Here is a 26,420-nt window from a genome sequence, read left to right on the forward strand (position 1 = left end):
ATCGGTAGTCGTCTCCAACGGCGGCACGTACAATGCAACTACTGGCATTGTCACCTTCCCACCGATAGCCAGCTTGGACATCGGTGCTGCTGCTGCGGTAGCCAACACCGTCAGCTTTGTCGCACCCAACTCCGGCAGCGTCAGCAACACCGCCAGCAGTAGTTCCAGCACCCCAGACCCGACTCCGGGCAACAATAACGGTGGCAGTCCGACTTCTACAGTCACCACAAATATCACCCCCCAGGCAGATGTCGTTACCACCAAAACCGGACCAGCGACGGCGGCCCCAGGCTCAACAGTTACTTACACGATTTCGACGCAAAACATCGGGCCAAGCACAGCGACGGACGTCACAATTACTGACAGCATCGTTCCGGGCTTAACATCGGTAGTCGTCTCCAACGGCGGCACGTACAATGCAACTACTGGCATTGTCACCTTCCCACCGATAGCCAGCTTGGCCAGCGGTGCTGCTGCGGTAGCCAACACCGTCAGCTTTGTCGCACCCAACTCCGGCAGCGTCAGCAACACCGCCAGCAGTAGTTCCAGCACCCCAGACCCCACTCCGGGCAACAATAACGGTGGCAGTCCGACTGCTACAGTCACCACAACTCTGACACCGACACCGACACCGACACCGACTCCAACTCTCAACGAACCGCCAGTTGCCAACAATGCTAACTCCAGCCTGCCTCCCAACAGCAGCAGGTTACTCACGGGATTGGGAGGAAGCGACACCGACGGGTCGATCGTCTCTTATACCATCGACACCCTGCCCCCTGCAGACCAAGCAGTCCTGTATTTAGGAGATCCCGCCAACGGTGGCGTTCCGGTGAGGGCCGGTCAAGTCCTGACTCCGGACGAGTTGGAGCGACTATTTGTATCGACGACGGGCAACTTTACAGGAACCAATTTCACCTACAGCGCTACAGACAACAGCGGCGCCACCAGTCCCGCTAACGCTACTGTGGCGCTCATAACTCCAACTCTCAACGAACCGCCAGTTGCCAACAATGCTAACTCCAGCCTGCCTCCCAACAGCAGCAGGCCAGTCACGGGATTGGGAGGAAGCGACACCGACGGGACGATCGCCTCTTACACGATCACCACCCTGCCCCCTGCAGACCAAGCAGTCCTGTATTTAGGAGATCCCGACAACGGTGGCGTTCCGGTGAGGGCCGGTCAAGTCCTGACTCCGGAAGAGTTGGAGCGACTATTTATATCGACGACGGGCAACTTTACAGGAACCACTTTCACCTACAGCGCTACAGACAACAGCGGCGCCACCAGTCCCGCTAACGCTACTGTGGGGGTCATACTTCCAAGTTCCAACGAACCGCCAGTTGCCAACAATGCTAACTCCAGACAGACGCCCAACAGCAGCAGGTTACTCACGGGATTGGGAGGAAGCGACCCCGACGGGACGATCGCCTCTTATACCATCAACACCCTGCCCCCTGCAGACCAAGCAGTCCTGTTTTTAGGAGATCCCGCCAACGGTGGCGTTCCGGTGAGGGCCGGTCAAGTCCTGACTCCGGAACAGGTGCAGCGACTATTTGTATCGACGACGGGCAACTTTACAGGAACCAATTTCACCTACAGCGCTACAGACAACGGCGGCGCCATCAGTCCCGCTCCCGCTACTGTTGCTGTTGTTTCCCAGCAGGGGGCGCCAACTCCGACACCAGGACCTACTCCAACTCCGACACCAGGACCTACTCCAACTCCGACACCAGGACCTACTCCAACTCTCAACGAACCGCCAGTTGCCAACAATGCTAACTCCAGCCTGCCGCCCAACAGCAGCAGGTCAGTCACGGGATTGGGAGGGAGCGACCCCGACGGGTCGATCGTCTCTTACACCATCAACACCCTGCCCCCTGCAGACCAAGCAGTCCTGTATTTAGGAGATCCCGGCAACGGTGGCGTTCCGGTGACACCCGGTCAAGTCCTGACTCCGGCACAGGTGCAGCAACTATTATTTGTATTGACGACGGCCAACTTTACAGGAACCAATTTCACCTACAGCGCTACAGACAACAGCGGCGCCACCAGTCCCGCTACCGCTACTGTGGCGCTCATACCTCCAACGAACAACCTACCGCCAGTTGCCCAGAATGTTAACTCCAGCCTGGCGGCCAACAGCAGCACGTTAGTCACGGGATTGGGAGGAAGCGACACCGACGGGACGATCGCCTCTTACATCATCAACACCCTGCCCCCTGCAGACCAAGCAGTCCTGTATTTAGGAGATCCCGCCAACGGTGGCGTTCCGGTGAGGGCCGGTCAAGTCGTGACTCCGGAAGAGTTGCAGAAACTATTTTTATTGACGACTGCCAACTTTACAGGAACCACTTTCACCTACAGCGCTACAGACAACGGCGGCGCCATCAGTCCCGCTCCCGCTACTGTTGTCGCTATCTTGCCGGGGGTGGCGCCAACGCCCGCACCAACGCCTACACCAACGCCCACACCAACGCCGATCGTCTCAAATCCGATCGCCGAACCAAATACCGACTGTGGGTGTCAGCCCATTATTGAAAAACCGGGAATTAACTTTGCGCCCCCGCAGCAACCGCCCGCAGTTGGATTTGTCCGCCCGATTTCACAATTTTCCGAGGGACAAACCACCAAAGGAACTAACGGCGATGACTTCATCGCGGACACCAAAGGCAACCAAAAAATCGTCGGTTTTGAAGGCAACGACCTGCTTTTAGGTGAAGACGGCGCCGACGAAATTTACGGAAACGAAGACAATGACACGATTGTGGGGGGCACTGACACCGATATTGTTTACGGAGACGAGGGCAACGATATCGTATTCTCCGGCACACAAAACGACTGGATTGCCGGCGACTTAGGCTCTGACACCCTGTTTGGAGATGAAGGTGCCGATACGATTTTGGGAGACAACGGCGGCGATAACTCCAGCAGTGCTCAGAACAATGGCGATTTAATCTTCGGAGGCAACGGTGCAGACCTGATTAACGGCAACGAGGGCGAGGATACCATCCATACCGGCAAAGCTGACGATATTGCCCTTGGAGGTAAAGAAAATGACTTAATTTGGGGCGAACTCGGCTCGGATACCTTGTTGGGTGGCATCGGCTCGGACACCTTGTTTGGCGGCATCGGCGACAAAATGGCCAGCGACTCCCAAGGACAGGACTTGCTGTACGGAGGCTTCGGCAACGACTTCCTCCACGGCCAACAAGGCAACGATACGCTCGTTACAGGCAAAGATAACGATCGCGCTTACTCCGGTAAAGGCAATGACGCGATCTACGGTCAATTAGGCTCTGATACCCTCTACGGCGGCGAAGGAGCCGATACTCTGCTCGGCGACAGTGGCAGTTCCCAGTCAATCGGCGATATCGGCGAACAAGACTTAATCTTTGGCGGCAGCGACAACGACATCATCGGCGGCGGCCAGGGTAATGATACCGTGCAAGCAGGTAAAGGCAATGATTGTGTTTGGGGTGGCAAAGATCGGGATTTGATTTGGGGCGAACTTGGCTCTGATACGCTTGTCGGCGACAGTGGCGACGACACCATGTACGGCGCTGCTCGAAGTCGAGCTAAAGATATTGGCGGCCGGGACTTGCTCTTTGGCGGCAGCGGTGCTGATGTGCTGTTCGGCGATGAAGCTGAAGATACCATCAGTGGCGGTGAAGACAACGACTTGATTTACGGCGGCAAAGCTAACGACCTCATAAACGGAGATGAGGGCGACGACTTGATTTACGGCGGTGACGGCAGCGATGAACTCTGCGGTGGCGAGGGCAACGATACCATCTATGGCGATCGTGCTGATAACCGGGGTGTCTCGGTGGGCGCAAACGACCAGCAAGACTGTATCAACGGCGGTGCAGGCGATGACTTGCTCTACGGCAACGAAGGGCAAGATACTATCAACGCAGAGGCTGGCAGCGATACTCTGATTGGTGGTAAAGATAACGACCTTCTCAATGGGGGCGCTGGAGATGACTGGCTGTTTGGCAACTTGGGCGAGGATACTTTAATTGGAGGTATTGGGAGCGATCGATTTGGGTTGAGGGCCGATGGCGGTACTGATACTGTCATTAACTTCGAGGTAGGCGTCGATAAGTTTGTTTTGAGCGATGGGCACAGTTTCCAGCAGTTGCAATTTACCGCCACTCCGAACGGTACGTTGCTGCGACTAGCAGGAACCGATCGGGTTTTAGCGAATCTGGTTGGGGTTAACGGGGCGATCGGCTCCTCGGATTTCCTATCATAGATATTACGCTCTGAAGGTTAGAATAGGCAGCGAAAGTCCCCTATTCTCCGAACAAAACGCCACAGCCGATCAAAACTTCTGTGGCGTTCCTCACAATACTCAATCCGGGTGAGAAACTTTATAGCACTCGGCGTTTGAAACCGCTCTTATACTTGCCTTTCGTCCCTCTCGCTCGAGACTAAAGAATAAGGGCGCATTCAAGCCGGGTTTGGTATAACTTTGTATCGCGGTTTTCAGGTGTCCCAAGGTACACAAGGGTTGGTAGCTCACGTTTTTACTACAAACCAATTTTATTGGGGTGGTGCGATCGGATTTAACTAACAGCCGGGAAGTCCCTCGGTATATTTAGAGGGGATATATCTGAGCGCTGCGCCCCGTACCCCGAATAAATTACCGCAGGGATGTCCAGAAGCGTCGGTTGTCGCGGACGGAAGCCGACAATTAGACATTGCGAGTATCTTTAACTTTAATGTACTTTCTAAACATTAAATTGAATAAATGATACATTGAAGTAGGTCGAAAAAAGGAAGTTTCTGATGCAACTGACATACAAATACCGCCTCAAACCCACCAAAGCCCAATTAGTAACAATTGTGGCTCATGTAGAACTCTGTCGTCGGCAGTACAACTACCGACGAGCGTGAAAGATTTAGATGGTGGGAAGCCACGAGAACACCTATAAACGCTTGCCCCTTGATTGTTTCGATAGTTCCTGTTGAGGAGATTTATCAGAATATTCCATTAACCAGGGTGCAAACTAGAGATGGCAGAAAAAAGGATGAATCAGGCAATTGTTTAACCAAAAAAGGTGATACTTTCTCGAATATTGAAGGCGGATACGTACAGTGGCAGACGATACAGCTTGCCGACCTGAAAAACACAAAAAAGCTATTTCCTGATTATAAAGTGTTAGATTCTCAGGTTTGGCAGGATGTCGTAAACAGAGTGGAAACTTCCTTCTCAAACTTTACCACACCCGACCAAAACGGAAATCGTAGAGGCAAGCCCAGATTCAAAGGATTTCACTACTACAAATCTTTCACTTATCCTCAATTAGACAACTTAGATATTGTCAAGGATGAGCAAAATAGGATTTGTATTGACCTCGCAAATATAGGTCAAGTACCGATGGTCTTTCACCGTTCAATACCAACAGGATTTAAGGTCAAGACGGGAACAGTTATCAGAGAAGCGGATGGGTGGTACATTTCTCTGACGCTAGAAGATAAAACTGTTCCCGTAACGGTTGCAGAAATTCAACCGACCGAAGAAAACACTCTTGGTATTGATTTGGGAATTACTAATTACGTTTACCTTTCCAATGGTGAAAAAGTTGAAAATCCTAGATTTTTGAGAAAATCTGCTGAGAAATTAGCAAGACTTCAATCAAAACTAGCTGGTAAAGTTAAGGGTTCTAAGCCTTGGAAGATTATCAAGGACAAGATTTCCAAACTCCATCAGTTCATAGCTAGAGCTAGATTAGATTTTCAGTTTAAAACAGCACATGAGTTATTTAGTAAATGTGCTGTTTTAGTTGTTGAAGATTTGAGTATCAAAAATCTGACTAGACGTGCCAAGCCCAAGACCGATATTGAGAATGGCAACTTGGTTTACTTGGCCGTTAGGCCAATCAGCTAAAAGTGGCTTGAATAAATCAATGCTTGATGCTGCTCATGGGCAATTCGCTACTGTCCTCAAATACGTTGCTGGGAAATTGGGTAAAAGCGTTTTATTTGTTGACCCGAAAGGAACTTCTCAATATTGCTGGAATTGCCTCAATAAAGTCCAGAAAGAATTGTCGGATCGGTGGCACTATTGTCAATGTGGAGAGTCTCTGGATAGAGATGAAAATTCAGCTAAACTCATAAAGAAAATTGGTCTAAATCATGAAAGTGGCGGGGGAACTTCGTCACTCAAAAAAGCCTTTGCAAAAAAGGAAAAAGAAGCCTGCGGTCTAACGGTAATCCGTTGACCGTCAGGTTCGTTCACTAGGAAACTCAAACTCATCACTAATTCCCCATTCCATTGATTCACGATCCGGAAGTCAAGGATACACGGATAGCTGTTTTTTTCCTAATCTCCTAGATAACTAAATACTTCTTCCTTCTACGTCGCAATTCCCTAGTTAGAGTCGATGTCCGCATTACTGCGATGCACCTCTCCTTCAGAACCGGACGTGCGACTTTCGCCGCATCCGGCTCCTAGCAACCATCGGGTAACGGGCTAATGACCCAAATCCCATTCACGAACCATTTTCAGGAATTGACTTCCATCGTGCCACCGTCTTGAGTCTTCCGAACGTTTGGAGTTTTGCATTCCCCTGTAAGCTAGGCAGTTATAGCTTCAGTCCATCTAACTTGTTCGCATGACCGACGTTTTCCTTATATTAGGTCTGCGTTTCATCTAGTCTTTTCTTAGCCGTTCATCGGAGTTTGGGAGCTTACCCGTCAGCGTCAATACGTCCTGATACCTTTCCCTTGGTATTATGTACTTGAGGCACATTCAGTCCGTTCGTCTACGCATGGTCTAATCCATTTCTAGATTTCTTGGTTGCCGAGGGCAGTTTCCGCCCTCATCCTACCCGTCTCTTTCCGATAAGGGGTTAATCATTTCCCTCCACTCAGGTTGTCAGCCCTGAGAGGTTAGAGTCGTTTTTCTTCGTTCCGTCCCTTAGATTGTTTTGATGCTTTAGGTGTCACCATTTCGCCTATCACCAACCCAAAGTTATGCAGCTAATCGGTAAATATTGCTGCGGGTTTGTAGGTGATGGAGTTGGGATTTTAGGTTCAGATTCCCGCTCTGGAATAAGACGTTTTTTCAGGTGCTTCACTGTATGTTCACCAATAGCATCTCCCCATTAGCGCCAGTGTGCCTAATCTGATTCAGCACTGATTGCGCCCTGCCTCCAGCTTCGCTCTGGTGATTAACCTCGGCGTGGACAGATAGGGAGTCACTCCTAACCTTAGAGGGGAGGGTTCGCACCTCCATCCAAGGAACAGTTATGAGATTTTCAAGGTTCTAGCCTTTCTCTCTCACCGCAGCTTATGTATTAGGCTGCGAACGAATCGCACTTACCAATTCCATTGATTCACGATCCGGAAGTCACAGATACAGGGATAGCTGTTTTTTCCTTTTTCCTGCTTCGTCCAAATTCTCCACGATCAATTCAAATACTTAGCTTAGGAGAGCGAAATCTGCTTGCGTAAAAACAGCCGGCGCGGCTGGCCCAACAGCCAACCAGTCCAATTCCAATCCACCTGTTGCAAGCGATAGCCTGCCCGATAGTACAACTGTCGCGCCGCGTGATTATTTTCCAGAACGTGGAGGTAAATCTCAGAAAATCCCCATTCTCTGGCTGTCTCCTCGCAGTTGCTGAGCAATTGTTGAGCAACTCCCTGCCGCCGGTATTCTGGGTGAACCGCTAAATTCGACAAATAAGGATAGTCAGAACTCGGGATTTGCCAAGGGAAGCGAGAACGCAGAGCCATTTCTATTGTTCCTGTTATGCATTGAGCTCGGTGCGATCTATAATTATGCGTTCCCTCCTCGCGCGAGACTAGCTCAGCAACCAGACAAATGTAATGTTCTGCCTTAGAACGCAGTCGATTTTTTAAATCTTCGTAAATACCCAAACGCAACACCGGATACACCCATTCTACAAACCCCTCGCCGGAGTGAAAGCTCATGGCCAAAATATCAGCTAGCTGCGTCAAGTCGTTCGGCGCAGCCACCCGGATCGAAAAACCAGAAAGTCCGGGAGTTTGTTGTTCGTGAGATGGTGAGGAAAAAAAGGAAGGATTCACAATGCCAGGCCACTATATTAATTTTTCTACGGGTTTCTAAGCTGCCCTCTTAGAAAGTTCACTGATGTTATACTGATCTTATAACCTAACTTATAGACATAGTTTATTAGCAAGATTAAATAACATTTTTTTTGCTTGACTTTAAGTAGTATTATGATGTAAATTGGAAGTTTTTAGTATTTAATACTCGATTTATGACCAAATAAAAGCCATCCCCTAATACTACATTTGTGGCTCAGCTATTTAGCATTTAAATTGAAGCTCGATCGCGGGCTTTCGTGCCTGCGCCACAAGAGTTTAAGTAAACAGTAGCTTACAAATTAAATGCGCGACAGCAACGCCGAAAGGTATTACAAACAATCAAAAAGGTTTTGAGGTCAGGTTCGCGGAATCCTACCCCTCTCTGCTTGCGGAAATACCCGATCGAATATAATTTATCCCTCAAGCGGTAATTTAAAAACTCTCTTGAGTGGCCAGACTAACACCGGGCGCGTTCGCGCCTCGGATGTTCACCGCCGACCTTTTAGCCTGGCAACCAAGCTTTCAGCAGTTCTGGGCAATCCATCGGCCGTCCCCCATCGCACCGGCCGGCGCCTGTTGCGCCAGGGGGTACTCTCCCAACCGTCCCATTTAAATTTGGATGCTTGGAAACAGTCTGCGGGGGTTTTCCCCCGTCGGCTCGATACTCTGGTTGCGATACTCTGGTTGCGATACTCTGCAGCGCGCGCGAGAGACCTTCAAAACCTCGATCGAGCTGATTGACCCCGCCCAAAAACCGATACAACCCCCCGACACTCGTCGTGGAGAGATCAAAATTTTCGACCCTAGTTCAAGCTCCGCGATTCATCTGTGGAGTAAATCTAAAATCTCAAATCTCAAATCTAAATCGACTGACAGGTTTCCACAAAGTACATCCCTAGCTAAGATTAACAGATGGATGCTCTGGCTTGCGGTGTTTGGTCGCAGTAATTGGCTTGTCGAAGGTCTGCTGGATCCAGAAAAAATGCCGCGATGGGGGAAAAAAGTGCAAGTCTAACTAAAATGGTACAGCAATTGCGTCACTCCCACAGACGCCTCTGTTGTCTGTGGGCCACCCCCGAATAGCAGTCAGGGGCAAGGCGCCGGATTGCGGCCCGTATCTGCAGGCTGACTGTTAAAGTTGCTGCTACCTGTGGGGAAAAACACAGGCAAAGATGTGGGTTTTCTATTGTATCGTGCAGCAGGCAGCTTTCACATACCAAATAAAACAGGCCCAGGAGCCAGAATCAAACATAAATTTGGTAAATCAACTCACAATCACGACGGTTATTCCTATGTATTCTGAAATATCCAGACGGCAGTTAAAAGTGGCAGATTCATGTTTGCTCTCCTGCTGCATAGAGGTAAGGGGTCAAGAAAACTTCTCGGGAGAGGAGTTTATGTGAATATCATTCAATAATAAAATTGGGGTGCACCACATATAACTGTGGCTCAGAAGAATTCCGAATTGAAAACCCAGACATCAAAAAACCAGGTTGGTGCTTGCCTCGGCACAGTCACAACAACTTCATATCCACGAATTATTGTGATACCATTTTCCCAAAATAATGGCAGTTTAGGCAAACTCCCAAGCCTTATTTCATAAGTCATTCCTCACCTTTAAATCTCAAATCGAAAATGGTATGACTTCAACAATTAAAATCGGCGAATTCTTCCTTCAATCAGACTTTTTAAATAGAACAGCCCCGGGGCACAGGAGAACGGTGCATGAATTCCCAACAAAATCCTAAGCTAAAAATTCTGATCGTCGATGACGAACCGGATAACCTCGACTTGCTTTACCGTACCTTCCATCGAGACTACAAAGTGCTCAGAGCCGAATCAGGCCCCGCTGCCCTGGAAATTTTGGCAAAACAGGGAGAAGTGGCGGTGATTATCTCCGACCAGCGAATGCCAAAAATGAGCGGTACGGAGTTTCTCAGCCTGACGGCGGCTAAATACCCCGACGTGATCCGAATTATTTTAACTGGCTATACGGATGTTGAAGATTTAGTTGAAGCTATTAACGCTGGCAAAGTATTCAAATACGTTACCAAGCCTTGGGATGCTCAAGAGCTCATGAATCTTGTCAGTCAAGCTGTTGAGACTCACATTCTTCTGAAAACGCGCACCAATGAACTGCGCAGGGCTTTGAGCCAAGAATCGCTGCTTTATGCCGTTACCAATTCTATCCGCTCGGCTCCCAATTACCAGCAAATGCTGCAAAGAATTGTCGAAAGCGTCGGGCAGATGTTTGAGGTGAGTTGCTGTCTGCTGCGGCCGTTCCAAGACGGCCGGGTGACCGATGAGTGGTTCGTTTACCAGAAGGCAGAAACTAAAGGGTTGGGGGGCGATGAGGAGGTCACGCCTGTCGGTGCGAATGCTGCGGAACTCTCCCCGGATTTGCTGCCGGATTTGGTTTGGGAAACTGTGGATGTGGAGGTGATTCAAGATGCCCAAACTGACGCTCGAGTTTTAAACTGGGATAATCAGCAGCGGCAGCAGGCTTACAAAGCTGCGAATATTCGATCGAGCTTGATCGTACCGCTATTTTACAAAATCGAACTGATGGCAGTCTTGGCGCTGCACCAGTTCGATCGACCGCGCCAGTGGCAAGACCACGAGGTACAGTTGGTAATTACGGTGGCTGACCAAGCCGCTTTGGCGCTTTCTCAAGCCCGGGCTTACGAACGGGTGCGGGCGCTGGCCAAGCGCGAGGCCTTAGTCAATACTATTACTACGGCAATTCGATCGAGTCTCGATCCCCAAAATATTTTTGCAGCCATTACTCAACAGCTCGCCCAAGCTTTGCAAGTTGACGGCTGCGCCCTATCTCTGTGGACAGAAGATGATGAATACGTCCAATGCGTGGGGCTATACGACACAACTAGGGATACTGTGGCTGTAGAACAGGGTTTTAACAATCTAGAGGTAGTTGCCAACCCTCCTGGCCCCTCGACGACTTCTGCCGATGCTGCTGGTAACGTTCGCGCCTGGGTTTTTGCCCATCCTTCCCTGCCGCAGTCTTTGGTGCCGATTCGGGGCAATCCGGTGTTGCTGCAACTTATGGTATCAAAAGAGCCGGTGGCGATCGAAGACCTCAACGAACACCCCGAGTTAAATGTTACAGAACTGCAAGTTCGAGCCCCCGCCCGCGCCCTGTTAGTCGTTCCCTTGCTGTGTGAAGGCAAAATCATCGGCAGCATTACCCTGCGCCAAAATCAAAGCATCCGCCACTGGAACATCTCAGATATTGACCTGGCTCAAATAGTCGCAACTCAAGCTGCTCTGGCCGTGCAGCAGTCGCGCCTCTACCAGACTACCAGACAGCAGGCAGAACGGCTTCTGGAAGCCGATCGGCTCAAAACCGAGTTTTTCCAAAATATCTCCCACGAGTTCCGCACGCCTCTAACTCTAACTATCGGTCCTCTGGAATCAGCTTGCAGGCGCAAAGAAGACTTGCCCTACCAACAAGCCGTAATCGCTTTGCGCAATTCCCGCCGCCTCCTGCGCTTGGTAAATCAACTGCTGGACTTGCAGCGGCTCGATGCCGGACGGATGCAGCCGAGTTTCCGCCCCTGCGATTTGGTCGGTTTCTGTTACTCTACCGCAGAGTCGTTCCGCGCCTACTGCGAGAAAAAAGGACTGCACTTAATTACCCAATTGCAAGAATGTCCTTTACTTTATTTGGATCTTGAAAGATTTGACAAAGTTATTTACAACCTGCTATCAAATGCTGTCAAATTCACCCCTGAAGGCGGAAAGATCACGCTGAAAGTTGAATCGGCCGGCGCTCACTGCTTGTTGCAAGTAAAAGACACTGGTATCGGCATTCGCACCGAACAAATTCCCTATTTATTCGAGCGCTTTCGCCAAGCCGAAGGTTCTGCCAGCCGTTCCTACGAAGGCAGCGGTTTAGGTTTGGCACTTGTCAAAGAATTAGTCGAACTCCACGGCGGTAAAATTTCCGTTGAGTCAGTTTACGGCGAAGGTACTACTTTTACCGTTTGGCTGCACTTCGGTTCGACTCACTTGCCCCCGGACCAGGTACTAGAAATACCTGCGGAGTTTCACTCATCCAAAGCTGCAGTGGAACTGGCAGATGTGGAGGCGGATTTGTCGGAAAATGATGCAGAAAATTATAACTTTGAGGCGCTCGAACCGATCAGCTCAGAAAAAGTAGTGGGAACGGTTTTGGTGGTTGACGACAATCCCGATTTGCGCTTTTATGTATCGGCAATTCTGCGAGATTCCGGCTTTGCAGTTTTGGTCGCCCGCCATGGACAAGAAGGATTTGCCGTGGCTAAAAAACGCCACCCTAATTTAATTGTAACAGATTTGATGATGCCTTTGATCTCGGGTTTGGATTTGATTCGGATGATTCGAGAAGATGAGGAATTGCAAGGAACTCCGGTAATTTTGCTAACTGCTAAAGCCGACGAAGATACTCGAATTGAAGGAGTAGAACGGGGTGCTGATGCTTATTTGTCCAAGCCTTTTAACGATCGAGAATTGTTGGCGGAAGTGCGGAATTTGCTCGCCCTCAAACAAAACGAGCGCCGAGTGAAAGAGTTGAACAGTTATTTAACTGAGTCGGTGCTGCGCCGATTTTTGCCGCCGTCGATGGTGAAGGCCGCAGCGGCTGGAGATTTGGCCTTGGATTTGCGCCCGGAACCGCGATTGATTACTATTTTGTTTAGCGATATTGTCGGTTTTACTCAAATGTCAAATACCCTGCGCTCGCGCCGGATAGCTGAGCTGTTGAATGAATATTTGGCGGCAATGACTAAGGCTATTTTTGACAGCGGCGGTACGGTGGACAAGTTTGTCGGAGATGCGGTAATGGCTTTGTTTGGCGCGCCGGAGGAACTAACCCCTAACGAGCAAGTACGCCGCGCTATAGCTGCTGCAAGGCAAATGCTGCTATCTCTCCAGGAGCTTAACAAGCGCTGGTTGGAGCAGGGAATTGTTGGGGAAAATGGGGTGCCTGCGCTGCGGTTTCGCTGCGGAATTCACCAGGGTACTGCGGTGGTGGGGATGTTTGGTGGCCCCGACCGATCGGATTATACTGCGATCGGGCCGAGCGTGAATATTGCCGCCCGGTTGCAAGAGGCGACGGAACCAAACACTGTGCTAATTTCGGCGGCGGTTGCAGATTATGTGGAGGAAAATCGAATTATTAAATATAAGCCACTGAAACTAAAGGGAATTGATGAAACGGTATTGACTTTTCTCCTGAATTGTGATTAATCATTAGTTGTTTGTTAAGTATTATATATTGACATCCCACACACAATCTCGAAAACCACCTATTCTTGACACTCCCGGGCCTAAAGATGTGGGAATTCTTGCTTCGCAGAGATTCCCATGAATTTACCTCGTGCGGTGCATCTTGACCCTATCTACGGCTGCCAGCCCTCGCTTGAGCACTACTTGTGCGGCTGCACTATCTCTGTCGGTTGTATAGCCGCAATGGTGACACGAGAGAACTCGTTCTGATAACTCTTTTTTGCCTGTTTCATTAAGACAATTAGGACAGATATGGCTCGTCTTTTTGGCGTCTACTTTTTGGGAAAATACACCGCGTTTAAAGCAAGTCTCCTCCTTAGCTGAGTAGACAGCCGCTCTAAAAATCGTTAAGAAGTTTCTTAAGATTAATTAAATTCGCCTGCTTATGGGCGAGGCTCTCACCCCAAAATTGTGGTAGATAAGTAGATGAGTGGGAAAATATGTATAGCCTTTCGAGCTCTCATATGAGGTACTCATGGCCTCCGTGGCCTCCGTGGCCTCCGTGGCCTCCGTGGCCTCCGTGGGCATACCTCACTTTTTTGAGAACCGCTATATGTAGTCGAAAGCGAACCTGACTCCGTGAAACGCTCCTTAGCAGCGAGCTGTGATGAAAGCAATCGCCAGATTTATGATAGCTTTACAGTCTATGACATACTAAAGTTTATTTGCGCCTACCTACTGACCGTACACAACGTGTTAAATTTAATTTAAATCACGCTAGTTAATGTTTAGTTACATAAAGATTATTTTTCCCGTCTACATACTTAAGCGCGCGGCTCGGGGTTCCGGCTGTGGAGTCAATTGTTTAATCTTTAATCTTTAATCTTTAATTGACTGACCAAAGTTAAAGCTTCCAAATAGCGGCGGTGAGTCAAATCTAAAATCTAAAATCTAAAATCTAAAATCTAAAATTGACTGACCTTCCTTGCTTCTATCTATCAAAAGAGGGAAATTTTTTCACAGCTCGTCGCAGGATAACCTCTATCTAGAGAATGGTTGAGCCGATCGCTCCGATCGAGTACAAATAGAATGTCATATCTCACTGTGTATTGTATGAAACTCAATTCTTTTACGCAACGGCTTTCGACTGTCGGGCGCTGGATGGCTGCAACTGTGCTTTGCGTGTCAGCGATGACCTTCGTTTGGCAGGGTGCGTTTTTCTCGAACACCGCAGCAATGGCTTCTCCTGCAGTAAACTTAATCGCAGCAGCAGATACGGGCGATACGGTTCAAGAAAAAGCCAGCAAAGATGCTGGACGAACCAAGAACTTCATCCGAGATACAGAAGAGAAGGTTAAGGAAACTGCCAGGACAAATGCTGCTAAAGTCGATCGAGCATCGGATGATGGTAGTTTGGTAGAGCGCAAAGCTAAGAAAGATGCGGCCACAATTGAGAAAAGAGCATCGGAAGATTCAGCTCGTACTCAGAAAGCAGTAGATAATACCAAGAATGCTGTAGAGCGCGCTGTTGACAGCATCAAGGATGCTTTTAGCAACTAGACCATAAATAAGTAGGTAAGCGCAAAAAAACAATAATATCTTGCAGGGGGCTTGTAGGGGTGGCTTTAGTGCTTATCTACAGTAAGGGCGAGTCGATCGTTGCAGAACCCGCCCTCTCCCCAACTGATGTTTATTTGCACTTACTTACTTGAAACTGAAAGATTGATGTACATTAATCAAAATCTCTACAGGGTTTGGAGAACCAACCCCAAGCCATTCTTTAAAATTGCCGCAAAAAGCGCAAATCGCTAGCATAAACCCGGCGAATGTCGTCGATTTCATAAAGTACCATTGCGAACCGCTCGACACCAAAACCGGCCGCAAACCCAGTATATTTTTCTGGATCTAAACCGACTCCTTTAAGAACGTTAGGATCGACCGTTCCGCAGCCCAAAACTTCCAGCCATTTGCCGTTCCACTGCAAATCAACTTCGGCAGAAGGTTCGGTAAAGGGAAAGTAACTGGTGCGGAAACGGATCGGCAAATCTTGCCCGAACATTTGCCGCAAAAACTCTTTAATCGTGCCTTTCAAGTCAGTAAATGTCAGACCTTCATCAATTGCTAAAAGTTCAATTTGGTGGAAAACTGCCGCGTGAGTAGCATCAACAGTATCGCGGCGGTAAACGCGGCCGGGAGAGACAATCCGAATCGGCGGTTTGTGCTGTTCCATGTAGCGAATTTGCACCGATGATGTCTGAGTCCGCAGCAAGTCGCCTCCGGGCAAGTAAAATGTATCTTGCATATCCCGCGCAGGGTGGTCTGGCGGGGTGTTCAGCGCCTCGAAGTTATAATAATCTGTTTCCATTTCCGGGCCGTTGGCGACGGTGTAGCCGAGGCCGACAAAGATATCGAGAGCGCGGTCTATGACGGCGTTTAATGGGTGAACGCGACCTTGGGGGCGAAAAATCCCCGGCATGGTGACATCGATGGTTTCTGAGGCTAATTTGGCTTGGATTTGGGCGGTTTGGAGGGCGGCCCGCTTGTCTTCTAAATCGGCTTGCAGGGCTTCTTTGACAGTATTGCCGATCGCACCTACTTTGGGCCGCTGGTCTGGCGACAGTTTGCCCATCATGCCTAAAATTTGAGAAAGTTGACCTTTTTTGCCGAGGTAGCCGACGCGCAACTGTTCGAGTTGTTCGAGGGTATTGGCAGTGGCGATCGCACTTTTGGACTCTTGACCGAGAATTTCTAGTTGAGTTTCAATGTCGCTTAGCTGGACAGTCATTTGGATTTTAGATTTTAGATTTTAGATTTTAGATTGATGGCAGTTTTGAGCCAAGCTGAGTTTAGCGCAATTTTGGCTCGACAGTTTTGTTGATTTTAGATTTTAGATTTTCGGTAGTTACGGATAATTCGTAATAGGTAATTCGATGTTAGGGCGATCGCCCTAGTTGAATCTAGTTTAGTATTGTTATCAGGCCTATAAAAATTTCGATGAAACTTTTAATTAGCAACGACGACGGCATCTTTGCACAAGGCATCCGCAGCCTCGCCAACGCTCTTGCCGCCGCCGGTCACCACGTGAGCGTAGTTTGTCCCGACAGAGAGCGGTCCGCTACCGGCCACGGCCTCACCCTGCACCAACCCATCCGCGCCGAAATTATCGAATCTATTTTTGATCCCGCAGTCCAAGCTTGGGCCTGTTCGGGTACTCCCGCCGACTGCGTGAAACTCGCTTTGTGGGCTTTACTTGACAAACCGCCCGATTTTGTCCTTTCCGGTATCAACCACGGGCCCAATTTAGGCACGGACATCATCTGTTCGGGCACGGTTTCTGCTGCAATGGAAGGAATTATGGAAGGCATTCCCAGCATTGCTTTCAGCCTCGCGAGCTATACTTCGCAGGAATTTGGGCCGGCAGTGGATTTCGCTGTCAACTTGCTGTCACAGTTGGAAAAACAGCCAATGCCGAAACCGGTGCTGTTGAATGTCAACATACCAGCAGTCACACAAGCAGAAATTACCGGAGTTACCATCGCCCGTCAAGGCATTCGCCGCTATTTCGACATATTTCAAAAGCGCACCGATCCGCGCGGCAAAACTTATTATTGGCTGGCTGGGGAATTGTTAGAAGATGTAGAAGATATCCGCGATTCGGCGATCTCGCACAATATTCCTACGGACGTACAAGCTATTCGCGACAACAGAATAACCGTTACTCCGCTGCAATACAATCTCACCTGTGTTCCCGACTTGCACTCGTTGCGGGATTGGCAATTTGAAGATTTTCCGAAGCAGTGAGCTGCCATCGACCCGATCCGAGCGGTAAACTAGGAATTAAGGAAAAGTGCCTATAAAGGTCTATACCTTAGGCGTTAACACAGGCTCCCCATTAGTTGTTGGTTTTTTTTACTCAAGAAAAACAGTTATGAACGCTCCTACCTATAACACTCATTCTCTCACTTGCCCGATCTGCAACCGTTCCAGCGTCGTAGGCCCAGTCGGGATGGTTAGCGGACTATTCACTTGTCCCCACTGCCATTCTCATTTAGTAATTAGCTGGAGTGGTCATTTTGTGCGCGATCCTTTTAGTCTTAAACAACTGACGGTGGGAAAGATGCTCAGGCGCGAGAGCCGCCCCCTAGCTCGCATTCAGCGCGACTTTGGGCTGGGCAAGCATTTTCCGCTGATTGCAATTTTGGGCAGTGTGGTATTTTTTGGATGTGCGATCGCCGCTACGGAAAAATCCCTACCCCGAGAGAATTCATTTCAAGGATTTTTAGAGTGGGTGAGCGGAACTGCTAATTCCCAAGATGTCTCCCCGTAACATTTGTTAACAGAAATTGTGACAGATACTCCGTGCAAATATCTATTCCTTTAGGTATAAATCACAATATTTTAGCAGTTGCACCAATCTTGAGGTGCAGGTAAGGACTTAGGCACCGAGCCCTTCATCGTGTTCCCAAAAACGTCAAAACCCTAGTCCGGCAGGGGTTAAAACCCCTGCCTCAAAGCTCGAGTCCGGTGGAATTAAGTCTCAAAACGGTGTTTCGGGTTAAGTTGACACATATCACAAAAATAATACGGTAGTCGGGAAGCTCAGTGCCTTGGCCCCGCTTGAGGAAAGACGACGCGAGGGAATTTATTCCTCATTAATCTTTTCCTATAAGTTAGGAGCAAGTAAGAATAACTGTCTGCGTGTCGAAACAATAATTAATAAGGTGAAATTCCTGATTGAGCTTGTGTCGCTATTGCCGTAGACTGGTTGAACGAGTAATAGTAATTGTTGAGCGCACCTAACTGGCAAGCGCGAGCTCCGGCGAAAGTAAATTCCCATATCAAAAGTAAGCGCAATTGCAGCGGCGAAAGTCAGTTGTTTTGAGCCTAACGAGGCACCTTGACAAGGCCTTTGAGGGTTACACACCGATCGATTCTTGAATCTATCGTGGCCCCGGCCCGCTTGAGTGTCAAATCGCTCTCTTTTGAAACTCAGCAATTTTTCTAACTGCTGCTTCCAAAATTGCTGGCGACTCGACTAAGGCAAATCGCACGTAGCCTTCTCCTGATTTCCCGAAACCGGCACCGGGGGAAGCGGCGACTCCTGTACTCTGTGCTAGCTGTGTGCAAAATTTTACGGAATCTTCAGCCCAAGGTTCCGGCAGTCGAGCCCAAACGTACATGGTGGCCTCTGGTACGGGTACTAGCCACCCAATGCCCTGCAGCGCTTTTACAAAGGCATCCCGCCGTTTTCTGAAGGTTTCTACGCTGGTTCTGACGGTATCTTGAGGGCCAGTTAATGCGGAGATCGCTCCGTTCAAAATCCCTCGGTATTGGTTGAAGTCCACTGCGGCTTTTACCTGTCGCAGTGCTGCAATTAGTTCGGAATTGCCGATCGCATATCCGACTCGAAAACCTCCCATACTGTACGATTTGGATAGTGTAAAAAACTCGATCGCCACACTCTTATCTCTATCTGCCATAAAAATTGACGGCGCCATCAATTTTCGATATTCTTCCTCATTACCAGGCTCTGCCTGGTAATGCATATCCAGAGGCTGAGCCTCTACCTCTATTTTAGATCCAGAATTGCGATCGTCAAACACCAAATCCACATAAGGGAAATCGTGAACTAAAACAAGCCGGTGTTCCCGACAAAAAGCCACTGCTTTCTCAAAAAAAGCCAGCGGGGCGATCGCAGTTGTAGGATTGTGAGGATAGCTCAAAACCATCATCTTCGACTGACTCAGCACTGCTGTCGGAATATCTTCCAATATCGGCAAAAACGCATTTTCTGCCCGCAGCGGCATCGGATAAATTTGACCGCCTGCCAAATGCACACCGCCCGCGTGGGAAGGATAGCCCGGATCGAGCAGCAAAGCAAAATCTCCGGGGTTGAGTACAGCTAAAGGCAGATGCGCCGTGCCTTCTTGGGAACCAATTAACGGCAGCACTTCTGTTTCTGGATTGACTGAAATGCCAAATTTTTTCTCGTACCAGCAAGCTGCCGCTTCCCGGAAATCTCTTGTCCCGTTAAAGAGCAAATAACCGTGAGTTTTGGAGTCAGACAACGATCGGGCGATCGCATCTGTAATGTGAGCAGCCGCCGGCAAATCCGAAGAACCCAGAGACAAGTCAATCACACTCTGCCCCGCTGCTCTAGCTTGAGCTTTTGCCCGATCCATAGCGGCAAATACATTAAATTTCAGTGGCTCTAAACGTTTAGCAAATTGCATATTTTTTGTATTTTTTGACAAGTTTTATGAATGGTTTTATCTGGTTAATTATTATTTTATATGGCAGTTTTATTTGCTGCTTTATGATTTTTTTTTTACTAACCGCTCTTGGCGCTACGCAGGCGCAGAGTAGAGAGGAAGATCGAGGAGAAAAGAGAGATGTTAAAAAAAATATTTGCGATTGCTATAATTGTAAGTTGGGAGTTGGGAGTTGGGAGTTTCCAAGTCCCAACTCATTTCCAAACTTTATAAGTGAGGGTCGAGCAAACTGAGCAATTTTCCTTCAGGAATAGCTCCCTCGTGAGAAAGCACTACTTCGGCATTTTTAAACAGCATGAAAGCTGGGACTCCATGTACTTTATACTCCGTGACAGTATTAGGATTGGAGTCAATTTCCATTTTAACCACTTTCAGCCGATCGCTGTAGTTAGTGGCTACCGAGTCTACCGCAGGCGCGGTCAGTCTGCAAGGCCCGCACCAAGTAGCCCAAAAATAGGCAAGCACTGGTTCCTCTGCTTCCAGGACTTCTGTTTCAAAGTTTTCGTCGTTAATGACAATTACACTGTTGCTCATGGTTCTGCGATTATTTTTTCTATTTATTTCTAAAGCACCGGCGGGCGTGAAACTTGCACGAACTGAGAAGACAGGCCCAAAAAACTGTTACTAATTTTAAAACATTCTGTGAATTATTGAGTGCAAACTCAGGACTGAGAACTGATGGATAATTCTGTATGGCGTTTAATTCCACTGTTGTCGGCGTCTGGTAGCGTGCAGATGGCGATCGACCAATGGCTGCTGGAACAGCATCTAGCCGGGAAAAATCCGCCAACTCTGCGATTTTACACTTGGCAACCGGCGGCGATTTCCTTGGGCTACCACCAGCGGCGATGGCCGGAGTTTTGGCAGCAGTTGTCTTGGCGGGGAATACCTGTAGAGTTGGTCCGGAGGCCCAGCGGCGGGCGCGCCGTGCTCCACCAGGGTGATTTAACCTATGCAGTTGTGGCGTCGGGATTTGCCAGCAGCCGCCTGAAAGCTTATCAGACTATTTGCGAGTTTTTGATTGAGGGTTGGAGGGCGATGGGTTTGGATTTGCACTACGGAGAAGCTGGACGGGGTTATATTCACAATCCGAATTGTTTTGGTACTGCCACAGGTGCAGATTTAGTTACACTTGATGGCTGCAAGTTAATTGGTAGCGCCCAATTGCGACGGGGTGATGCTATTTTGCAGCACGGTTCCATGCGTTTGCAGCCGGATGCTAGTTTGTTTTCTCAAGTGTTTGGGGAAGAATTAATTCCTGTGCAATTACCTCTATCTGAAGGGGGAGATGATTTGATTGCAACTGTAATTGAGGTTTTGAGTGCGGCGGCTTGTCGCTGTTTTGAAATTGAGTTGGAGGTGCAGCCGCTTTCAGAAGAGGAATGGCAGGCTATAGCAGATGTTGAAGGAAGAAGGAAGAAGGAAGAAGGAAAATATATTAGATACCCAACTTCTTGAAGAAGTTGGGTATCTGGCTAAAATCGCCAATCTAAAATCGGAAAACTCCTCTAGGGCTGCGGCTCAATTTCAACGATCGGCTTTTTGGCAATTTCGCCCAATGTCACAGAATCCAGCAAGCTTTCCCAATCAGTCTGGAACACTGGCTCATTAGGATTAGCGCGACGAGCTGCAGCTAGATTGCTGAGGGCATCTTGCCAAATTCCATTCTTAGCATAAATAAAAGTTTTCTGGCGCGGATCGGCATTCTCTAATTGACTGAGGATATCTGCACTGAGTTCAACTCGCCGTACAACACCGCTTTCGAGCTGATCGCTCGATCTGTCGTCAGCGTCGCAAACCACTGTAAATTTCCAAGTGTACTTTTTGCCTACTTCCAAGGGCGGCACATTTGTCTTAGCGGGGATACTAACGCCGATCACCCCTGATAAATTCTTAATTGTGAGATCCTGTTGATAAATCTGGTTGCCGCTTTCATCTTCTAGGATAAATTCGGCTAATTCCGCCTCTGTTTGAGGCAAGTAGAAAAAGAATGTTGGATAGTCGGAAACAGTCCGTCCGATCTTATTTTTAGGCACTAAGGCTGTGAGACTTAGCTGACTGCTGCTCGCGCAGCCACCGCGCAAAGATCTTACTGTTCCAGCGGGCAGATCGTCGATATCTTCAGTAGGCTGAATGAAGCGCGGCCCTCCCGATTCAGTGGCTGGCTTGCCGTCTGGTAAGCTTGGAACCGGCTGTCCGTTGAAGCGCGGCCCTCCCGGTCCAGTGTCTGGCTTGCCGTCTGGTAACCTTGGAGTCGGCTGTCCCATAACTGCAAATTGGGAACCGTTAAGTGTGGCGATCAATACTATTGAGCCAACTGATGTCAGATTGAGGATAAACTTAGTAATTATTTTCATTAGTTTCATGATTTTTTAGGGATAGATTCTCTCTTTTTATTTCTTTTTCCTTCCCAAAATCCGGTAGACATTAACTTTTTGTTCCCTGCCTTTTAAAGGCAAAGCTCCCCAAGATTCTACTTCAAATTTGTCGGCCAGATGCAGTAAGGTCTCTTCTGCAATCAATATCCGGCAAGTGTCCTCTTGCCGCTCCTTTTGGCAGCTTTCGAGCCGAGAGGCAATATTTACGCTGTCGCCGATCACTCCATATTCTAAACGGGTTGTGCCTCCGAGACTACCCACCATCACAGGCCCTGTAAAGATGCCTACTCGCATTTTTGCCGATGGCAAACCGCGAGCGAGCCAATTTTGATTCATTTCTGGCAAGCGGGAACTGATGGCTACAGCGCAAGATACGGCGAGGCGAGCATCTTCTGCAATTTCTTGTGGAGTGGTGCGGGGAATGGGTACGCCAAATACTGCCAGCATTCCATCTCCGGTAAATTTATTAATCACGCCTTGATGTGCTTGGACTTCTTGGGCCATTGCGGATAAATACTCATTTAACCAACTCATTACTACTTCTGGCGGTAGTTTTTCGCAGATTGTACTAAAACCCTGCAAGTCGGTGAGGATGATGGTAGCAGTAACTTTTTGGCCCGGCAATAACCCTGATTCGAGTAGATGGACGCGTTCTTTCCACAGGGCATTTGCGATCGCGGGTGAAGTTTGTTGTCCTAATAATTTCATCACAATCCCTTGCTGTTGCCTCGACTGCTCGTACTTATAGATGACTGCGACTCCTGCGGTGATTAAAAGTGCCAGGGCTGGAGCGATTAGAGGTATCCACCCCTGTTGCATGAATAGGAAAAAGGTGAATCCGAATAATGAGGCGCAAGCGGAGATCGCGATCGCGATTAAATTCAGCGATTTTTCGACGCGCCAAGCTAAACAGCCGCCCACTGCACTCCAAACTGCGATCCAGAGAATTTCTTGCCATTCGTCCCAATACCAAAATAGCCCTTTGCCCTCTAAAACTGCACTGAGAATTTGGCTGGTGGCCGTGGCGTGAATTAATACCCCAGGCATCAGGCGGTTTCCCCTTGCAGTAGCGCTGTAAGGGGTGGAAAAGAGATCTTTTACAGTTAGGGCGGTAACGCCTATTAGCACTATTTTACCCTTCACCAATTTAGGATCAACTTTTCGAGCCAAAACTTGAGTTAGTGTCACGCTCTTTGCTATATTTGTAGCAGAGCGATAATTTAGTAGGACTTGATAGGCTTGGGCATTAATGTTTTGATAACCTCCTGAGTCCGGTCGCAACTTGGAAAATACTGTTTTATTTGCCTCTATTTCTTCTTTCTCTGTTATTTTAGAATCTATTTTTTTGCTATCCAAATAGGCAAAAGCTAGTCGCATTGAAAATGAAGTAAGTGTCGTTTTATCCTCTGCAGCAAACATCAAATTGCGACGCACTCTACCATCAGGATCGAGGACTACATCGTTAAATCCTACCTGCTTGTCTGGTATATTGGGAGGTGGCTGCACTCGATCGTACTTTGAGTTGCCCATGAAGGTAATCGGAAATACTTTGGGGTTTTTCAATTGAGTTGCTAATTCTGCATTCCCCGGCTCGTAGGGAATGTCGCGAATTATATCCAGACCAATAGCGGTGGGTTCAAGACGCGCTATTTCGGCGAGCGCTTTTGCTAAAACTCCATCAGAAAGTGGCCATTTTTTAAAAGCCTTAATATCTTGCTCTGTGATTTCAACTATTAGCAACCTGGGGTCAAGACCCGGCTCGGGCCGCAACTGCACCATGAGGTCGAAAGCATTTAATTCCAGTGGCTGCAACCAGCCTAAATGCCGCACTCCCAATAGAGTTACCGTCACGGCAATGCAGGTAATAGCAAGAGGTTGCAAGTCAGCGAAGGCGAAGGAATGAGTTAATTGTTTCCAACATCTCTCCCCCAATTTATGATAAATTCTCTTAAAGAATTTGGGCATAAAAATTTTTGTTTGAACCTTCATTGACAAAGTGTGCTACATCTTAACTTGTCACTAATGCCCTTTACAGATGCCCAATTTTTAATTGTCTTGTACTGTTTTGGCGATCGCACTTAACTGCAATCCCTGCGGATAGCTGTTTTCTTCTTTGCTGCGCTTGATGTCGGCGATTGAAATTTGGGGTTTGAGGTATGTTGCCAAAACTTTAACCACGTCACCCCGATCGATCGTCCCTGCTACTGAACCAATCGGCGAGAGGACGAGGATTCGGGGGAGTTGACGGGCTTCCATGCTGTTAACTACTTCTGCGATGGATGCTTTTTCGGAGACTGTGGGGATTTTTCCCAGGGGTTTCAAAATGTTGTGCAATGTCTGAAGTTGCCATTGACTGCGTTCTGTCAATCGGATATCGTCGATCGACACTAAGCCCAAATCCCGGCCGTTGGTCGCCGCAATGTAAAATGGAAACGGATTCACTTCTAACAAATATCGATCGGCAAATTCTCGCAGAGTCAAATCTGCATCTACAACTCGAAACTCGCGGCTCATCGCCTCGCCGGCTTTAATTTTAATCAAGGCTTCTTGCAATCCCGCAAGGCGGCTGTAGGCTAGGGCATTACGAATCGCAAAAGAGCCGATCAGCGCAATCCACAAGCCACCGTACTCGCGCGCTAACAAGCATAAACTCAGACCCAAAACCACGGCCACCCAACCTAAAACTTGTCCTGTTTTTGCCGCCCAGCGAACGCCGACAAATCGAGAGCCTGTTATTTTCCAAATTGCTGCTTTTAAAACTTGTCCTCCGTCCAAAGGCAGACCCGGAATTAAGTTAAATAATCCCAAAACGAGATTGATTACTGCTACCCTTTCGGTTACCATTGCCAGCAAACTTTTCGGAGGGAGAACTTGAGAACCCAAACCGAGGATTAAAAATAGCGCCAAGCTGACGAGAGGGCCGGCAATGGCTACTTGAAAAGCTTGACTGGGAGTTTTTGATTCCGAGTCAATTGATGCAATTCCACCAAATAAGAATAAGGTAATAGAATTAACTTTAATGCCTTGCGATATCGCCGCCAAGCTGTGTCCGAGTTCGTGCAAGAGCACGGAACCAAACAGCAGCAGAGCTATTGCCAACCCCGCACTCCAGGAGAGCCCAGGCCCCCACACGCGGTAACTGCTGGCGTATTCGCGGGTTGCTAAGGCTAAAATTATAAACCACGAGTAATCTATAACTAGGGGGATGCCAAATAAAGAGCCGATTCGCCAACCTGTCTGCATGAAATTTCCTGGGAAAGGGGAGCAAGAAAGAGTTTCTATTATATCTTTTCTGCCCCTTGCCTTTGCCTTTCCCCAGAGTTTTACAGAACTCCGGCGTTACCCAAGCCCAAGATTACTCCGGCTCCGAGCAAGTGGCCGAAGCTGGTTGTTGCCAGCAATTCTGGTATGCCGAAGCCTTTGAACAATCCAGGTACTACAAGGGGTAAAGCTGGGCCCTTGCCTCGGTTTTGCTTGTTTATGCCGTAGTAGCCGATCGCGATCGCCAGCAAATTGCATAAAATCATTGTCAGTCCTACCATTGGCGACCACTCCGGCGTTGAGGGAGCGGTAGATTGTACGGCTAACAGCAAAGATGAGCCGATCATGTTTTTATCTCCTGATTTCACAAATAAATTGATTTCCCAGATTATAAAAAGCGGTTTGCATTAAACTAAGATTTGTTTTAATAGTTAACAATTCGTTGATATTTTGATACAAATTCGGAACCGAGGAGGAAGAGTGCGGGTTAAAATTTGCGGAATTACTAAATTAGACCAAGGAATTGCCATCGCCCGCTTGGGAGCCCAAGCTTTGGGGTTTATCTGCGTGCCGGCTTCCCCTCGCTATGTCAGCCCAGAAACTATTCGCCTCATTGTCGAGCAGTTGCCGGAAAATGTCGATCGCATCGGCGTTTTTGCCGATACCACAATAAAAAATATCTGTCAAGTAGCAGCCGAGTCAAATTTAAGCGGGGTGCAGTTGCACGGAGATGAAACACCGGAATATTGCGATCGGCTGCGGGAGTTGTTGCCGGGAATTGAAATTATCAAAGCTTTGAGAGTTAAGACTCCTGAAACTCTAGAGACGGCAGCTATTTACGCTGTTCGTGTCGATACTTTACTGCTCGATGCTTACCATCCCCATCAACTCGGCGGTACTGGAAAAACGATCGACTGGATGATGTTAGCAGAGTTTAGACCGCAGTGTCCTTGGCTGCTGGCGGGCGGTTTAACAGCGGATAATGTTTTAAATGCAATTGATAGCGCCAGCGGCAATAACTTCAGCGGTGTTGACCTTTCTAGCGGCGTAGAAAAAGCGCCGGGAGATAAAGATTTGACCAAAGTTGCGCAGTTGTTTGCTCTCATTAAGTCAACTTGCTAATCATTAGACCTCTTGCAAAAATAAATAGGACGGGCTCTTCGGCCCATCCCACAAGAAAAAATAACTCTTGTGGGATGGG

18 protein-coding genes and 2 pseudogenes are annotated in these 26,420 nt (G+C 48.4%); 11 read left to right on the top strand and 9 right to left on the bottom strand.

The window, feature by feature from the left end; translation table 11 throughout:
* The 4 genes and pseudogenes from QUB61_RS29220 to QUB61_RS29235 all read left to right on the top strand — a co-directional run.
* Nucleotides 1-4,258, top strand: a pseudogene (locus QUB61_RS29220) (DUF4347 domain-containing protein); the annotation flags it as partial.
* 536 nt (nucleotides 4,259-4,794) lie between these two features.
* A complete protein-coding gene (locus QUB61_RS29225; protein ID WP_333133453.1) occupies nucleotides 4,795-4,902 on the top strand; it encodes a helix-turn-helix domain-containing protein in 108 nt (35 codons plus the stop codon).
* A gap of 49 nt (nucleotides 4,903-4,951) precedes the next feature.
* Complete coding sequence (locus QUB61_RS29230; protein WP_333133452.1) at nucleotides 4,952-5,896, top strand: transposase; 945 nt, start codon at nucleotides 4,952-4,954, stop codon at nucleotides 5,894-5,896.
* Between the two features lie 19 nt (nucleotides 5,897-5,915).
* The gene (locus QUB61_RS29235; protein WP_333190236.1) at nucleotides 5,916-6,230 is read left to right on the top strand and encodes a zinc ribbon domain-containing protein; all 315 of its coding nucleotides are present in this window, start codon (nucleotides 5,916-5,918) and stop codon (nucleotides 6,228-6,230) included.
* A 1,207-nt stretch (nucleotides 6,231-7,437) separates the two neighbouring features.
* Here QUB61_RS29235 and QUB61_RS29240 read toward each other — a convergent pair.
* Complete coding sequence (locus QUB61_RS29240; protein ID WP_333133450.1) at nucleotides 7,438-8,061, bottom strand: GNAT family N-acetyltransferase; 624 nt, start codon at nucleotides 8,059-8,061, stop codon at nucleotides 7,438-7,440.
* A 465-nt stretch (nucleotides 8,062-8,526) separates the two neighbouring features.
* Here QUB61_RS29240 and QUB61_RS29245 point away from each other — a divergent pair, with 465 nt between their 5' ends.
* Both QUB61_RS29245 and QUB61_RS29250 read left to right on the top strand, forming a co-directional pair.
* Nucleotides 8,527-8,823: a hypothetical protein gene (locus tag QUB61_RS29245; RefSeq protein ID WP_333133449.1), complete on the top strand. Its 297-nt coding sequence runs from the start codon at nucleotides 8,527-8,529 to the stop codon at nucleotides 8,821-8,823.
* Nucleotides 8,824-9,807: 984 nt separating this feature from the next.
* Entirely contained in the window at nucleotides 9,808-13,329 is a 3,522-nt protein-coding gene (locus tag QUB61_RS29250) for a response regulator (RefSeq protein WP_333133448.1), read from the top strand.
* Nucleotides 13,330-13,409: 80 nt separating this feature from the next.
* On the opposite strand, the pseudogene QUB61_RS29255 reads toward QUB61_RS29250, so the two are convergent.
* Nucleotides 13,410-13,674: pseudogene (locus tag QUB61_RS29255) on the bottom strand (zinc ribbon domain-containing protein); the annotation flags it as partial.
* Nucleotides 13,675-14,397: 723 nt separating this feature from the next.
* On the opposite strand from QUB61_RS29255, the gene QUB61_RS29260 reads away from it, so the two are divergent.
* Nucleotides 14,398-14,868: a hypothetical protein gene (locus QUB61_RS29260; RefSeq protein WP_333133447.1), complete on the top strand. Its 471-nt coding sequence runs from the start codon at nucleotides 14,398-14,400 to the stop codon at nucleotides 14,866-14,868.
* A gap of 220 nt (nucleotides 14,869-15,088) precedes the next feature.
* Here the strand turns inward: QUB61_RS29260 and pheS are convergent, their stop codons facing one another.
* Nucleotides 15,089-16,093 (bottom strand): phenylalanine--tRNA ligase subunit alpha, encoded by a 1,005-nt coding sequence (pheS, locus tag QUB61_RS29265; protein ID WP_333133446.1) that lies wholly within the window; start codon nucleotides 16,091-16,093, stop codon nucleotides 15,089-15,091.
* A gap of 209 nt (nucleotides 16,094-16,302) precedes the next feature.
* Between pheS and surE the strand changes: the two genes are divergently transcribed.
* Both surE and QUB61_RS29275 read left to right on the top strand, forming a co-directional pair.
* A complete protein-coding gene (surE, locus tag QUB61_RS29270) occupies nucleotides 16,303-17,109 on the top strand; it encodes a 5'/3'-nucleotidase SurE (RefSeq protein WP_333133445.1) in 807 nt (268 codons plus the stop codon).
* 127 nt (nucleotides 17,110-17,236) lie between these two features.
* Nucleotides 17,237-17,635 carry a hypothetical protein gene (locus tag QUB61_RS29275; protein WP_333133444.1) on the top strand — a complete coding sequence of 133 codons (399 nt, stop codon included), beginning with the start codon at nucleotides 17,237-17,239 and terminating at the stop codon, nucleotides 17,633-17,635.
* A gap of 640 nt (nucleotides 17,636-18,275) precedes the next feature.
* On the opposite strand, the gene QUB61_RS29280 is transcribed toward QUB61_RS29275, so the two are convergent.
* Entirely contained in the window at nucleotides 18,276-19,541 is a 1,266-nt protein-coding gene (locus QUB61_RS29280; RefSeq protein ID WP_333133443.1) for an LL-diaminopimelate aminotransferase, read from the bottom strand.
* Nucleotides 19,542-19,787: 246 nt separating this feature from the next.
* Nucleotides 19,788-20,114 (bottom strand): thioredoxin domain-containing protein, encoded by a 327-nt coding sequence (locus QUB61_RS29285; RefSeq protein WP_333133442.1) that lies wholly within the window; start codon nucleotides 20,112-20,114, stop codon nucleotides 19,788-19,790.
* 144 nt (nucleotides 20,115-20,258) lie between these two features.
* Between QUB61_RS29285 and QUB61_RS29290 the strand changes: the two genes are divergently transcribed.
* Nucleotides 20,259-21,038, top strand: a complete 780-nt coding sequence (locus QUB61_RS29290; RefSeq protein ID WP_333133441.1) for a biotin/lipoate A/B protein ligase family protein — start codon at nucleotides 20,259-20,261, stop codon at nucleotides 21,036-21,038.
* 50 nt (nucleotides 21,039-21,088) lie between these two features.
* Here QUB61_RS29290 and QUB61_RS29295 read toward each other — a convergent pair whose 3' ends face one another.
* From QUB61_RS29295 to psaK, 4 genes are all read right to left on the bottom strand, one after another.
* Entirely contained in the window at nucleotides 21,089-21,946 is an 858-nt protein-coding gene (locus QUB61_RS29295; protein WP_333133440.1) for a DUF928 domain-containing protein, read from the bottom strand.
* A 27-nt stretch (nucleotides 21,947-21,973) separates the two neighbouring features.
* The gene (locus QUB61_RS29300; protein ID WP_333133439.1) at nucleotides 21,974-23,923 is read right to left on the bottom strand and encodes an adenylate/guanylate cyclase domain-containing protein; all 1,950 of its coding nucleotides are present in this window, start codon (nucleotides 23,921-23,923) and stop codon (nucleotides 21,974-21,976) included.
* A gap of 81 nt (nucleotides 23,924-24,004) precedes the next feature.
* The gene (locus QUB61_RS29305; RefSeq protein WP_333133438.1) at nucleotides 24,005-25,201 is read right to left on the bottom strand and encodes a site-2 protease family protein; all 1,197 of its coding nucleotides are present in this window, start codon (nucleotides 25,199-25,201) and stop codon (nucleotides 24,005-24,007) included.
* Between the two features lie 80 nt (nucleotides 25,202-25,281).
* Nucleotides 25,282-25,566, bottom strand: a complete 285-nt coding sequence (gene psaK / locus QUB61_RS29310; RefSeq protein WP_333133454.1) for a photosystem I reaction center subunit PsaK — start codon at nucleotides 25,564-25,566, stop codon at nucleotides 25,282-25,284.
* 133 nt (nucleotides 25,567-25,699) lie between these two features.
* On the opposite strand from psaK, the gene QUB61_RS29315 reads away from it, so the two are divergent.
* The gene (locus QUB61_RS29315) at nucleotides 25,700-26,341 is read left to right on the top strand and encodes a phosphoribosylanthranilate isomerase (RefSeq protein ID WP_333133437.1); all 642 of its coding nucleotides are present in this window, start codon (nucleotides 25,700-25,702) and stop codon (nucleotides 26,339-26,341) included.
* Nucleotides 26,342-26,420 lie beyond the last annotated feature (79 nt).

It is taken from the genome of Microcoleus sp. C2D2 (assembly GCF_036702495.1).
Taxonomy (GTDB): domain Bacteria; phylum Cyanobacteriota; class Cyanobacteriia; order Cyanobacteriales; family Microcoleaceae; genus Microcoleus.

Bases quoted from the DNA above. Each gene is read 5' to 3' on its own strand.
- QUB61_RS29300 (WP_333133439.1), bottom strand. From the start codon at position 23,923: ATGCCCAAATTCTTTAAGAGAATTTATCATAAATTGGGGGAGAGATGT.
- psaK (WP_333133454.1), bottom strand. From the start codon at position 25,566: ATGATCGGCTCATCTTTGCTGTTAGCCGTACAATCTACCGCTCCCTCA.
- QUB61_RS29260 (WP_333133447.1), top strand. From the start codon at position 14,398: ATGTCATATCTCACTGTGTATTGTATGAAACTCAATTCTTTTACGCAA.
- pheS (WP_333133446.1), bottom strand. From the start codon at position 16,093: ATGACTGTCCAGCTAAGCGACATTGAAACTCAACTAGAAATTCTCGGT.
- QUB61_RS29235 (WP_333190236.1), top strand. From the start codon at position 5,916: ATGCTTGATGCTGCTCATGGGCAATTCGCTACTGTCCTCAAATACGTT.
- QUB61_RS29295 (WP_333133440.1), bottom strand. From the start codon at position 21,946: ATGAAACTAATGAAAATAATTACTAAGTTTATCCTCAATCTGACATCA.
- QUB61_RS29225 (WP_333133453.1), top strand. From the start codon at position 4,795: ATGCAACTGACATACAAATACCGCCTCAAACCCACCAAAGCCCAATTA.
- QUB61_RS29275 (WP_333133444.1), top strand. From the start codon at position 17,237: ATGAACGCTCCTACCTATAACACTCATTCTCTCACTTGCCCGATCTGC.
- QUB61_RS29280 (WP_333133443.1), bottom strand. From the start codon at position 19,541: ATGCAATTTGCTAAACGTTTAGAGCCACTGAAATTTAATGTATTTGCC.
- QUB61_RS29250 (WP_333133448.1), top strand. From the start codon at position 9,808: ATGAATTCCCAACAAAATCCTAAGCTAAAAATTCTGATCGTCGATGAC.
- QUB61_RS29290 (WP_333133441.1), top strand. From the start codon at position 20,259: ATGGATAATTCTGTATGGCGTTTAATTCCACTGTTGTCGGCGTCTGGT.
- QUB61_RS29305 (WP_333133438.1), bottom strand. From the start codon at position 25,201: ATGCAGACAGGTTGGCGAATCGGCTCTTTATTTGGCATCCCCCTAGTT.
- QUB61_RS29285 (WP_333133442.1), bottom strand. From the start codon at position 20,114: ATGAGCAACAGTGTAATTGTCATTAACGACGAAAACTTTGAAACAGAA.
- surE (WP_333133445.1), top strand. From the start codon at position 16,303: ATGAAACTTTTAATTAGCAACGACGACGGCATCTTTGCACAAGGCATC.